Here is a 12,833-nt window from a genome sequence, read left to right as displayed (position 1 = left end):
CGCCTTCGCCGTCTACCGCATCTAACAAACCGTGATCAAATCAGGCATAGAGGAACAACGCCGGGGCCGTGCCATCGCCCTGGGCATCGCGCTGCTGCTCAACCGGCCCTTCCGCGGCCGTACGATGTTCCGGCTACTGGCCTTCGTACCCTACGTGCTCGCCGAGGTCACCGCCGGCATCATGTGGAAGCTGATCCTGACCGGTGACGGCACGGCCGACGCGCTGCTGCGCTCCGTAGGGCTAGGTGCCCTGGTACGGCCGTGGCTCGCCGATCTCGACATCGTGATCTGGACCCTGTTGGCCGTCCTCACCTGGAAGTACGTCGGTTTCGCGATCATCCTCCTGCTCGCCGGCCTGTCCGGTGTGCCTCCCGAGCTGACCGAGGCGGCCGAGATCGACGGAGCCAGTTGGTGGCAGACCCAACGTCACATCACCCTGCCGCTGCTCGGACCCACCATCCGGATCTGGATGTTCCTGTCAATGATCGGTTCGTTGCAGGTCTTCGACGTGATCTGGGTGACCTCGGTGCCTGCGGTGCGGTCACTGGGCGCCTCCGCCACCATGGCGACGTACATGGTGGACAACGGCTTCTTCGCTCGGTTGTGGGGTTACGGCAACGCGATCGCCGTGATCCTCTTCGTGATCTCGTTCATCGCGGCGCTGTTGTTCCAGCGGTTCCTGCTCCGTCGGGACATCGAGGGCGCAGTGACTGGAGGGAGGAGCTGACGTGACCGCGAACGCCATCGCCACCAGACCGACCAGACGCACTGGGCGCCGCCGGGACTCCTCGTGGGGCAGTCCCCTCACCTACGCACTCGCTCTCGCGGTCGCGGGGGTGTCGATCGTCCCGGTGATCTACGTGATCATCGGCGGTTTCCGCACCACCCGGCAGATCATCGCCGACCCGGCCGCGTTGCCGGACCCATGGGTCACCGACAACTACGTCCGGGTGCTGACCGAGAGCGGCTTCTGGCAGCAGGCATTCAACAGCGCAGTGGTCGCCTTCGGTACGACGTTCGGCGTCGTATCACTCGGAGTCTGTGCCGCGTTCGTACTCGCCCGGTACAGTTTCCGCGGGCGGGAGGCCCTCTACACCTTCTTCACCCTCGGTCTGCTCTTCCCGGCCGGGGCGGCGATCCTGCCGCTGTACCTGATGCTGCGCGACATGAACCTGATCAACTCGTACTTCGCGGTGATCCTTCCGCAGATCGCCTTCGCGCTACCGCTCACGATCGTGATCCTGCGTCCCTTCCTGTCCGCCGTACCCCAGGAACTGGAGGACGCCGCGGCGATCGACGGCGCGGGGCGGCTCGGCTTCCTCTGGCGGATCATGCTGCCGCTGTCGCGCCCCGCGCTCGTCACGGTCGGCATCCTCGCATTCGTGACGAGTTGGAACGCGTTCCTGCTGCCACTACTCGTCCTCGGTGACGCCAGCCTGCACACCCTGCCACTGGGCGTGCAGAACTTCTCCAGCCAGTACACCTCCGACACCGCCGGAATCCTCGCCTTCACCTCGATGGCGATGCTGCCTGCATTGATCTTCTTCACGATCGCGGAGAAGCAGATCGTCGGAGGCCTGCAGGGTGCCGTCAAGGGCTGACCGCTGGCCGCGGCACACAGAACGAACCGTGCGCGCGCCGGACGTGACACGCGCACACCGAGGGAAAGGCACAACATGGCTAAGGTCCGCGCGACGGCGGGCGAGGTCGCGCCGGGGCAGACGCCTGTGAACCACGACCGACCGCAGGGACCCGAACGGCGAGGTGCACGGGACGGCGAGACCCGCGTCCAGGATCTGCTGAACCGGATGACAGTCGAGGAGAAGGTCGCGCAGCTGACCGGGTTCTGGGAGAAGGAGGACGGCGAAACCGTCGCGCCGTTGCAGGGCGAGTTCAGCGACACCGCCCGGCTGGAGGACTTCTCCCGGCACGGACTCGGCCACCTCACCCGGACGTACGGCACCCGCCCCGTCGATCCCATGGTACGCGCGGCCTGGCTGTGGAAGTTCCAGTCCGAGCTGGTGGCGAACACCCGGCTCGGCATCCCGGCCATCGTCCACGAGGAGTGCCTGACCGGCCGTTCCGCGTGGCGGGCGGCCACCTTCCCGACACCACTGGCGTGGGGGGCCGCCTTCGATCCCGATCTGGTCGCCGAGATGGCCTCGGCGATCGGCACGTCGATGCGTGCACTCGGCATCCATCAGGGACTCGCCCCGGTGCTCGACGTGATCCGCGACCCCCGGTGGGGCCGGGTCGAGGAGTGCATCGCCGAAGATCCCTACCTGGTCGGGACCATCGGCACCGCGTACATCCAGGGCCTGCAGTCGCAGGGCGTACACGCCACCCTGAAGCACTTCGTCGGCTACTCCGCCTCGCGCGCCGGTCGCAACTTCGCCCCGGTGCACGCCGGCCCCCGGGAGGTCGCCGACGTTCTGCTTCCGCCGTTCGAGATGGCGCTACTCGACGGCGGCGCCCGCTCGGTCATGCACTCGTACGCCGAGATCGACGGGGTGCCGGTCGCCGCCGACCCGACCATGCTCACCGGGGTGCTGCGCGACCGGTGGGGCTTCGACGGGGTGGTGGTCGCGGACTACTTCGGGGTGGCGTTCCTCAACCTGCTGCACCACGTCGCGGGCGACCACACCGAGGCGGCCATCCTGGCGCTGACGGCCGGTGTCGACATCGAACTGCCGACCGGCGACGCCTATCTGATGCTGCCGGAGGCCGTGCGCAGCGGCAAGGTCGACGAGGCACTACTCGACCGGGCAGTGCTCCGGGTCCTACGACAGAAACGGGATCTCGGACTGCTCGACGCCACCTCGGTGGATGAACCGACCGGAGAGATCGATCTCGACCCGCCCGGGCACCGGGCGATCGCCCGCCGCCTCGCGGAGCGGTCCATCGTCCTGGTCGCCAACCAGGGCGCCCTGCCGCTGGCCCCGGGTCGGTCGGTGGCGGTGATCGGGCCCAACACCGACCTGCCGAGCGCCCTCTTCGGGTGCTACTCGTTCGTCAACCACGTGCTCCCCCAGTATCCCGACGTGGAGCCCGGAATCGAGGTGCCGACGGTTCTCGACGCGGTCCGGGCCGAATTCGGCGCCGATCTCGTCAGCTGGACCCCCGGCTGCGGCGTCGACGACGACGACCGCTCCGGCTTCGCGCAGGCGGTGGCCACGGCCGCCGCCGCCGAGGTCGCCGTGCTCGTCGTCGGGGACCGAGCCGGTCTGTTCGGACGCGGCACGGTCGGCGAGGGCTGCGACACCGACGATCTGGAGCTTCCCGGGGTGCAGCGCGACCTCGTCGAAGCCGTGCTGGCGACCGGCACCCCGGTCATCCTGGTGCTGCTCACCGGGCGGCCCTACGCGATCGGTTGGGCGCTGGAGCGGTGCGCCGCGGTGGTACAGGCGTTCTTCCCCGGGGAGGAGGGCGCCGCGGCGATCGCCAGGGTGCTCTCGGGACGGGTCAACCCCTCCGGTCGGCTACCGGTCAGCCTGCCCCGGTCGGCGGGGGCGCAGCCGTACTCATACCTGCACCCCGCCCTCGGAGAGGGCAACGAGGTGACCAACCTGTCGGTGACCTCACCGGCACCGTTCGGCCACGGCCTGTCCTACACCACGTTCGCCTACGCGGAGCTGACCGTGCCGGCGACGGTACCGACCGACGGAGCGTTGCTGGCGACCGTACGGGTGACGAACACCGGTACGGTCGCCGGCGACGAGGTGGTCCAGCTCTACGGCCACGACCTCGTGGCCTCGGTGACCCGGCCGGTGGCGCAGCTACTCGGATACCGTCGGGTGCGTCTCGAACCAGGCCAGACGGTCACAGTCGAGCTGACCGTGCCGACGACCCGGCTGGCCTTCTCCGACCGCTCACTGACCCGGGTGGTCGAGCCCGGTGACGTCGAGATCTGGGTAGGTACGAGCGCGCAGCGGCTGGCCCAGGGGCGGACCACCCTGGTCGGACAGACCGTGCCGGTCACCAACTCCGCACGGCGATGGACGACCTCCAAGGTCAGGTGACGGTGGGTCGCTCCCGGTACGGTGTGCCGTACCGGGAGCGACTCGTCTGTGACCGACCAGTTCCGGTCCGACACAACCAACGGTCAGGTCAGCTCAACGGCTCGACCCAGATGTTGCGGTACTGCACGGCGTTCTGGTGATCCTGCAGTCGGATCGACCCGGTCGCCGGCCCCTCGGGGATGTTGCCGCCGGTCGGGCCGGTGATGGCGACGTCGTCGTGGACGGTCACCCCGTTCCAGACCAGGGTCACCCGGGCGTCGGAGGTCTTGTTTCCGGCGCTGTCGTAGCGGGCGGCGCGGTAGGTGATGTCGTACGTCTGCCAGGTCTCCGCCGGACGTGCGGCGTTGACGTCCGGTGCCTTCTGCAGATAGATCGAACCGGCCTCGTTGTTGTCGAGCGTCGGGTCCCCGTAGGAGTCGAGAATCTGTATCTCGTAACGCTCCTGCAGGTAGACGCCGCTGTTCCCACGGTTCTGGCCGGTGACGTCCGCCGGCAGCTGCGGCACCTTGAACTCGACGTGCAGCCGGAAGTCGCCGAACGCCTGCCGCGTACGCAAGTCGCCGCAGCACACCTCCATCGCGCCGTCGGCCACCGCCGGCCAGCTCGCGGAGCGGCCGTCGGTGTGCTGCCACTCCGACAGGTCGCCGCCGTCGAACAGCACGATCCGCTCACCCGGTTGACGCACGGTGACCGTGTCCAGGTTGACGTGGCCCGTGTCGCCGGTCTCCACCCGGTACTCGACCGTGTTGAGACCTCGACGCAGCGTCAACAGTTCGGTCTTGGTGGCCCACTCCTTCCAGGTGACGGTGCTGGGCAGGACGGTCTGGCGCACCTTGCTGCCGTTGACGTAGACGCTGACTGTCTTCTCGCCGGAGAACGGGTTGGGGCCGTTGCTGTAGCGCAGCCCCACCTCGTACTCACCGTTGCGCTTCACCTCGACGTGCATCGTCGTGGAGGCGTTCAGCTCGCCGAACCCAGCCACGTAGCCGACCCCCGAGTAGCCGGCATGCTCGGTGTCGATTCGTGCACCGCCTTGCCGGTGGCCCTCCTCGGCCTCGTAGAAGACCCGGTCCGGCTGCGCGCCAGGGATCGCGTTGAGGGTGTACCAGGCCTCGGTGCTCCACAGCTCCTCACCGTTCGAGGCGGTGAACGACCGGGGCGATCGCAGGTGCACCACCCGCCCCTGCTGCAGGCCGTCGATCGCCAGCCAGACCGTCCGGCGGTCGTTCGAGACCTTGACCTCATCGACGGTCAAGGTCTCCTCGTCCACCTTCGGCCCGCCGTACGTCGGGGTCGGTGCGTAGCGCCACTGCTCGACCTGGTAGCGCTGGGTGATGTCCTGGATCGTGGCGGTGGCCAACGGTCGGGTGTACTCAATCTTGAAGCCGTTCGGGGTGGCGCTCATCGACTTCATGTCGAACGTCCGGTTGCCGTTCGGGGTCAGCTTCTGCAGCCCGTACCGCAGCTTGCCGGCCTGGCCCCAGTTGCCGTCGGCACCGAGCCCACCGACGTAGATGGCACCGTCCGGTCCGATAAAGACCTCGTTGACGCCGGCCTCCAGTCCCTGGGTGTGCCGGAACACCGCGCCCTGGTACTCGCCGTGCACCTCCTCCAGGTACGCACGCTGCAGCCCACCGTAGGTGACGTCGCCGATCAGCAGCTGGTCACGGTACGGGCCCTTCTTGACCCGTACCGGTGTACTCGGTGAGTTGGCGATCTCGTTCTGCGGCAGCCAGAGCACCGGCTGCGCCACCGGGTTCGCGTCGAACTGTCCGGCCGGGTTCGTGTAGTGGTTGAAGAACCGGTCCTGCTGGATGTGCACCAACTTGGAGGCGGGCAGATAACCGCCCTGGTTGTCGGTGACGAAGAGTTCCTTGTCCCGTCCCCAGCCGATGCCGTTCGGGGTACGCAGTCCGCCGGCCACGTAGCTGATCTTGCCGGTGCGCCGGTTCACCATGATGCTGGTGCCCCGGTTGCCCACCGGCTGCGGGTTGGTCGTCGCACCGCCGTAGTCGATCGCGACGGAGAGGTTGAGATAGAAGTGGCCACCCGCGTAGAGCAGGCCGAAGGCGAACTCATGGAAATTGCCGCCGAACGGCCAGCTGGCGACCGTCCGGAGCTCGTCGGCGATCTCGTCGCCGTCGGTGTCCCGCAACTCGGTGAGCTCGTGCTTCTGTGAGACGTAGATGATGCCGTCGACCACCGCGAGGCCCATCGGCTCGTTCAGGCCGCTGGCCACCTTCTTGTACGTTACCTCGTCAGGGCCGGTCGCCCCGGTCACGTTCTCGACGATGTACACCTCGCCGCCGAACTGCTCGCTACCGCCCCAGGTCGCGATGACCAGCCGGCCGTCCTCGGTCCAGTCCATCCCCGAGACCTGCGGCTGGAAGCCGTCCGGCCGCAGGTCGGTGAGGGTGTAGTCGGGGTGCACCGCGTCCAGTGGAAGCCCGTCGCCGGGTGCGTCGGTGACGCCCTGGCACGCCTTGCGGCCGGGCGCGGTAACCCGGACCACGCCGGCGTCCGCGCTCAGGGCGGAGCCGGGCACGACGGCGAAGTCCGTGTCGCCCGGCTGCCGCCACGCCAGGGTGAGCCGCTGGCCGCCGCCGGCCTCGAAGTACTCGACCCGTAGCGCGTGGTGACCCTCGGTCAGGGTGACAGCGCCGTCCATCGACGTGTCACCGTGCAGTCCGTCGTGGTCGACGACGATCGCGTCGTCGATGTAGAGGCGGGAGCCGTCGTCGCTGGTCAGCCGGAACGTGTACGTCCCGGCGGCCGCGATGTGCAGATTGCCGAGCGCGTGCGTGACGAAGTTGTCCTCCAGCCCGAAGTCATCTGATGTGGACCAGTCGATGACCGGCATCAGCTTGTCGACGTTCGGGGTCTGGCCGGGCTTGAGGGTGCAGATCTCGGTGAGCGGCACCCGTACGTCGTACGTCCGCAGTGTCACCCCCGGTTCCTGGGGCGGCAGGTCCATGGCCCCGACTGCGGCCGGCGGGGCACCGACGACGATCAGCGAACCGAGCAGTGCGACGGCGGCGAGGGTGTGCGGACGAACTATACGCGGCAGGTGTGGAGACATTCCTCCCCCTTCGACGGTGCGGGTGGGAGCCGGTGTCGGGACCATCGCCGAGGGCTGCCGCCTCGGCGGACGAGATGATCTCTCCTCCCGGCTGCGGCACATCATCGGCCACATTCGTCGAAGTAGCAAGATCTTCCGAGTGATTGAGTCAAACTTTCGCTGATCTCGTCAAAAGAACTCCTCCGAGCCACCCGCAACACAGTGAAGACCGGGTCCGCGCGATGCGGCTCCGCACGGGACCATAGGATCGACCGTCGTTCGCAATGGGAGGCCGGACCGATGCCGATCGCACGCGGCGGTGGCGCTCGCCGGCCGGTGCGCAGACCGGTGGTACCTGCCCGAATGGTCCCCGGGGCACACACGTGGACCTTGACCTCGGCCCGGAGCTGGTCCGCCCGTACCCGCTCTACGGTGACCGACGGACCGCAGCTCGGTGCGGGACGTGGACGCACCAGCCTGAAGCGCGACGTACTTCCCAGCATTGTGAAGGACAACGCCGCCCGGCTGCTACGCCTGGCCAGATGACGCTGACGACAGGACAGGTGCCGATGACCGTCGCCTACGACCAGCTCCCCACCCTCGCCGGCGCCGACCTCGGCCACCCCGAGTACCGGACGGTCACCCAGGACCAGGTGGACCTGTTCGCCGACGCCACCGACGACCACCAGGTGAACCACGGCCTCGACAAAGTGCGCTTCCCCGCTGCTGCCGTCGCCGCTCGGGGCCTGGACCGCTTCCTCGCCTGAGTCCGCTCGACCACCGACCGGCCGGGAGTCCACACATCAGCCGTCGGCCCCACCAGGAGAACTCGCGCACCCCTGCCCCAGCACCGCCAGGAGAAGTGCCGATGCATCGGCACGGAATCGGCGCATGGTTGGCCAAGCACCGGCTCAGGTCACCCGCGACGAGGTCGCCCCCGTCCACGGCGATCACGTCCACGCCCGGACTGCGGAAGGCCGACCCGCGCGCCCGGTTCGGCGGGTAGCCGCGCGGGCCGCCGCGATGCTACACCCCGGCGACGTTCATCCATGTACGTTCGTGGACGAATTGGTTCGAGTGGTGGCTTAATGGATCGCCTTCGATTACCAAGAGGTTGCCCATATGTGACGTTCGCGGTCCGGACGACGTGGAGCCGGCCCGCAGGAAGGGGTAACACAGTGCGATCGAGTCGACGACTCCTGGCGCTCACCACGGCGCTCGTGGCCACGATCGGCATGGCGGTGTCGGCGGTCACCGGCAACGGCACGCCCGCCCACGCGGCACCGGTCACCATCACCAACGGCACCCAGTTCGCCGACACGAACGGAAGCCCCGTACATGCCCACGGTGGCGGCGTACTCAAGGTCGGCAACTACTACTACTGGTTCGGGGAGAACCGGAACCCGAACAACACCTTCCGGGCGGTGTCGGTCTACCGCTCGACCGACCTGCGCAACTGGGAGTTCCGCAACGACGTCCTCACCCAGTCGTCCGCCACCGAACTACAGGTCGCCAAGATCGAACGGCCGAAGGTCGTCTACAACGCCAGCACCGGTCGCTACGTCATGTGGATGCACAAGGAGAACGGCGCGAACTACAGCGAGGCCCGCGCGGCTGTGGCCTCCTCGGCCACCGTGGACGGTAGCTACACGTACCACGGCAGTTTCCGTCCACTCGGGCACATGTCCCGGGACATCACCCTGTACAACGACAACGGCACCGGCTACATGATCTCGGCGGCCGACGAAAACTACGACCTGCACATCTACCGGCTCACCCCGGACTACCTCAACGTCGCCGAGCTCGTCGGCAACTTCTGGAACGACGCCCATCGGGAAGCCCCCGCCCTGTTCAAACGGGGCAGCACCTTCTTCATGTTGACCTCGGGTGCCACCGGCTGGAGCCCCAATCAGGCCAAGTACGCGACCGCGTCGAGCATCTCCGGCCCGTGGACCGGCTGGACCAACACCGGCGATTCCACCACTTTCCGTTCCCAGCCGACATTCGTGCTGCCGATTCAGGGTACCGACACGACGAGCTACCTCTACCTGGGTGACCGCTGGGCCGGTGCGTGGGGTGGTCCGGTCAACGACTCGCAGTACGTCTGGCTGCCGATCACCTTTCCCTCCGCCACCAGCATGAGCCTCACCTGGGCACCATCGATCACCATCGACACTACAACCGGCAGGATCACCGCGAACTCGCCGATCTACCACCGGGTGACAAACCGCAACAGCGGCCGGGTCATGGACGTGGTGAGCAACTCCACGGCCAACAACGCCGAGGTCAAGCAGTACGGCTGGAACGGCGGCGGAAACCAACGCTGGGAGTTCCAGGATGCCGGCAGCGGCTACCTCCGCATCGTCAACCAGAACAGCGGCAAGTGCCTCGACGTCGCCGCCGGATCGACCTCCGACGGCGCCAACATCATCCAGTACACCTGCGGCGCCGGCACCAACCAGCAATGGCAGTGGGTGGCAGTCGACGGTTTCCACCAACTGCGCGCCCGGCACAGCGGCAAGTGCCTCGACGTCGTGAACGCCGGCACCGGCGACGGCGCCGACATCCAGCAGTTCACCTGCCACGGCGGCAGCAACCAGCAGTGGTCCCGCGCCACGGTGTGACCACCGCCCGGCAGGGTGCCGGTCGAACATGACCACCCGACTGGCCCGAAAGAAGGTAGGTGCCCGCCTCCGGCAGCCGGATCACCAACATGGGCGCGTTCAACACGAGGTGGGATGCCCTCGATCGACTCGGCCCGCGTCTACGCCATCGCGGGCGTGAGCCGTCGACGTCCTCGCCGTCCTGAAGGTCCACACGGGCAGAGCGTCCCGGGCCCGGCTGTCTGCCGGGCCCGGGACGGCACCGGTCACGGCACCGGTCACGGCCCCGCGTCGAGGTGGGCGCACGGGGTGTCCGCGCTCGCCAGCGACTCGCGGTTGTCGGCGGAGCTGATCTCGACACCCACCGTGACGCAGCCCCCGGTCACCCGCAGGACGTTGCCGTAGACGCTGTAGACCTGGCTCGGCACCATGAAGGGGTAGTCGAATCGGGTCACGGCGCCGTCGGATGGACGGGTGGTGGACAACCGGATGGTGACGCCGGTCGGCACCCGCTCGGTGGAGACGAACAGCGGCCAAGCCGCCTGACAGCGCGGGGAGAAACGCAGCGTCAGGCTCCCGTAGGGAGGCAGGGCCGTGTCCAGGTCCGGGATCTGGACGGTGTGGGTGCTCATCGCGTCGAGGTGGCACCGTTGCTCCTGTGGATCCGACCCGTCCGCCGCAGCAGGCGAGCCGGCCGGCTCGGAGACCGACCCGTCCCGCGCCAATGATCCGAGCGGGTCGCCGCCGAATCTCGGTGCGGCCACGGCGACGATCGTGAGGACGACGATCGCGGCGACCCCCACAGCCGCCAGCCGTGCCCACCAAGGCCGGCGTGGCCGGGGCGGCACCGGGCGCGTCGCGGTCGTGGGGACGGCCGGTGCCGCCGCGCCGGTCGGCGCGGCTCCGTTCAGCAGTGCGCTCTGTCGGTTCCAGCGCTCACGCCATACGTCCTCGTCCGCACCACAGGCCCGGACGAACGCCAGGGTCAGCTCCAGGGACGGCAGCCGCGTGCCGGAGAGGACGCTCGACAGGGCGGTATGGGAGTAGTGGGCCTTCTCGGCCATCTTCCGCAGTGACGGTTGGCCGGCGTCGCGTCGTAGCCGCGCGAGATCGGCGACGAAGTCGGTGAGCGTGCCGGAGCCCGGCACCGGGTCGGCGTTACGACCACTTTGGTCGGCCATGGCCTCTCCTCATGCGTAAGACCTGGTGTCAACGACTGTCAAGCCCGTGCTTTACAAGCGGCAGACACGACAGGATCAGCCCCGATGGACTGCCCACTCGACGGCGTCAGCGGACAGCGTCTCACAGTCCGTGCTGGACCGCGTACGCATCCGCACGCCTGGATTCGAGCGGTCCGCAGGCACACCTGTCGATCCGACACCTGGCCCGGCAGGAGCCAGCCGCGCGCAATCGAGGGGGCAGTGCCGAACCACCGACAGGAGGACCACGTTGTACCAGCTCGAGGAGACGAGCACCACGGACCGACCAGCTCGCCGGGCGCTGTCCCGAATCACCCGGGGTCTGCTCGCATCATGCGCCGCCGTGGCGATGATGCTGGTCGGCACCGTCGCGCCGGCGGTCGCCGGAATCACCGGCTACCGGATCACCGGCACCGGCGGTGCCGGGCTGATCGTACGGACGAATCCCCACGACGCCGGCGCCTCGGCGGTGGCCGTGCTCGCCGACGGCACCTACTTCACCGCGCAGTGTGCGGTACGCGCCCGCAACATCTACGGCAACAACGTCTGGCACCAGATCAGCTCACCGGTCACCGGCTGGATCAGCGACTACTACACCACCACGCCAGGGTTCAACCAGTACCTACCCGGCGAACCTGAGTGCGGCACCGGTGCCCCGCCGCCGACCGGCACCCGGGAGGAGCGCGCGCTCGCCTGGGCGCGGTCGGTTCTCGGGCACACGCACACCAATGGGGACCTCGGCGACTCCAACCACCAGTGGGACGGTTGGTGCGACAACTTCGTCGGGCACGCCTACGGTCGGGCCGCCAGCGGCTACCCGACAGCGCTGGCCCACTTCAACGCGTTGAACGCCCGCGGCCTCATCCGCACGACCGGCACCCCGCCAGCCGGCACGCTCGTCTTCTACAACGGCGCGCAGATCAACGGCTACGCCGGACACGTGATGCTCTCCGAGGGCAACGGCAACTACATCACGACGGCCGCCACCGTACGGCGGGTCTCCCTCAGCTGGCCCGGTGCGCCGTACCTCGGCTGGTCGTACGCCGACCCGGAATGGCCCGGCCGCTGACCCGCACCGACCGACACCAACCGACCTCCATCATGGAAGGAAGAGGATGCACTCCGATCATCTCGACCCGGCGCCATCAGCCCGCAGCCGGCGGCTGACGCTGAGCCTCGCCCTGCTCGCCGTCGTCGGCACGGTCGTCGTGGGCCTGCCCGGCACGGCCGGGGCCGCCCCGGAGGATTCCGCCGGTCGATCCTCCCCGGCCAGCGTCGGCGACCCCGCCCCTGGGGCGGCACCGGACACCGTCGGGGTCAGCGCCGTCGGCATCGACCTGTGTGCGCAGGTGGGATACGCCGCCGGGTTCCGCGGCAGCCCACTCGTCACCGCCGTGGCCGTCGCCATGGCGGAATCCTCGTGCAACCCGGCGGCGATGGGCACCAACGGCCCCACCGCAGGCTGTCCCGCCGGGTCGCGCGACCGTGGGCTGTGGCAGATCAACAACTGCTACCACCCCAGCGTGACGGACACCTGCGCGTACGACGCCCAGTGCAACGCGAACGCCGCGTACAGCATCTCCAGCGGCGGCGGCAACTGGCAGCCGTGGTCGACCTACAACAGCGGTGTGTACGCCAACCACCTCTCGGCAGCGCAGGCGGCCGTGAACCGGCTCGGTGGCGGCGGCACGCCGAGCGTAACCGGGACGATCCTGGCCAGCCCGTGGCTGAACGTCCGTGCCGGGCCTGGTACCTCCTACGCCGTCACCGGCTACACCAGCTACGGCAGTACGGTGAACATCTCCTGTTACCTTCGGTGAGTATGTCGGCGGCGGCTACTGGCCATCGTCCACCTGGGACCGGATAACCGACCCCGCCACCGGCGCGACCGGCTACGCGGCCGACACCTGGATCTCCACGACCCACGACATCAAGAGCATGGTCGGGCGCTGCT

Annotated in this window: 9 protein-coding genes; 7 read left to right on the top strand and 2 right to left on the bottom strand. The window is 68.5% G+C overall.

Going from position 1 to position 12,833, the window contains the following annotated elements; all coding sequences use genetic code 11:
• The first annotated feature begins 31 nt into the window (after positions 1–31).
• From ACFHVL_RS25985 to ACFHVL_RS25975, 3 genes are all read left to right on the top strand, one after another.
• Positions 32–727, top strand: coding sequence for a carbohydrate ABC transporter permease (locus tag ACFHVL_RS25985; protein ID WP_416631061.1), 696 nt, complete (start codon positions 32–34; stop codon positions 725–727).
• A gap of 16 nt (positions 728–743) precedes the next feature.
• A complete protein-coding gene (locus tag ACFHVL_RS25980; RefSeq protein WP_416631062.1) occupies positions 744–1,601 on the top strand; it encodes a carbohydrate ABC transporter permease in 858 nt (285 codons plus the stop codon).
• A gap of 207 nt (positions 1,602–1,808) precedes the next feature.
• A complete protein-coding gene (locus ACFHVL_RS25975; RefSeq protein ID WP_416631060.1) occupies positions 1,809–4,019 on the top strand; it encodes a glycoside hydrolase family 3 N-terminal domain-containing protein in 2,211 nt (736 codons plus the stop codon).
• Positions 4,020–4,107: 88 nt separating this feature from the next.
• Here ACFHVL_RS25975 and ACFHVL_RS25970 read toward each other — a convergent pair whose 3' ends face one another.
• Positions 4,108–7,098: a family 16 glycoside hydrolase gene (locus tag ACFHVL_RS25970; RefSeq protein ID WP_416631059.1), complete on the bottom strand. Its 2,991-nt coding sequence runs from the start codon at positions 7,096–7,098 to the stop codon at positions 4,108–4,110.
• Between the two features lie 521 nt (positions 7,099–7,619).
• On the opposite strand from ACFHVL_RS25970, the gene ACFHVL_RS25965 reads away from it, so the two are divergent.
• Positions 7,620–7,844 (top strand): hypothetical protein, encoded by a 225-nt coding sequence (locus ACFHVL_RS25965; RefSeq protein ID WP_416631058.1) that lies wholly within the window; start codon positions 7,620–7,622, stop codon positions 7,842–7,844.
• Between the two features lie 411 nt (positions 7,845–8,255).
• The gene (locus tag ACFHVL_RS25960; protein ID WP_416631057.1) at positions 8,256–9,701 is read left to right on the top strand and encodes an RICIN domain-containing protein; all 1,446 of its coding nucleotides are present in this window, start codon (positions 8,256–8,258) and stop codon (positions 9,699–9,701) included.
• A 257-nt stretch (positions 9,702–9,958) separates the two neighbouring features.
• On the opposite strand, the gene ACFHVL_RS25955 is transcribed toward ACFHVL_RS25960, so the two are convergent.
• A complete protein-coding gene (locus ACFHVL_RS25955; protein WP_416631056.1) occupies positions 9,959–10,861 on the bottom strand; it encodes a helix-turn-helix domain-containing protein in 903 nt (300 codons plus the stop codon).
• A gap of 268 nt (positions 10,862–11,129) precedes the next feature.
• On the opposite strand from ACFHVL_RS25955, the gene ACFHVL_RS25950 reads away from it, so the two are divergent.
• Positions 11,130–11,948, top strand: a complete 819-nt coding sequence (locus tag ACFHVL_RS25950; protein WP_416631055.1) for a hypothetical protein — start codon at positions 11,130–11,132, stop codon at positions 11,946–11,948.
• A 46-nt stretch (positions 11,949–11,994) separates the two neighbouring features.
• Positions 11,995–12,699 (top strand): transglycosylase SLT domain-containing protein, encoded by a 705-nt coding sequence (locus ACFHVL_RS25945; protein WP_416631054.1) that lies wholly within the window; start codon positions 11,995–11,997, stop codon positions 12,697–12,699.
• Positions 12,700–12,833: the final 134 nt, after the last annotated feature.

The organism is Micromonospora sp. LOL_023, from assembly GCF_048060115.1.
Lineage (GTDB): Bacteria > Actinomycetota > Actinomycetes > Mycobacteriales > Micromonosporaceae > Micromonospora_E.
This window is presented reverse-complemented; position numbering and strand designations above follow the sequence as displayed.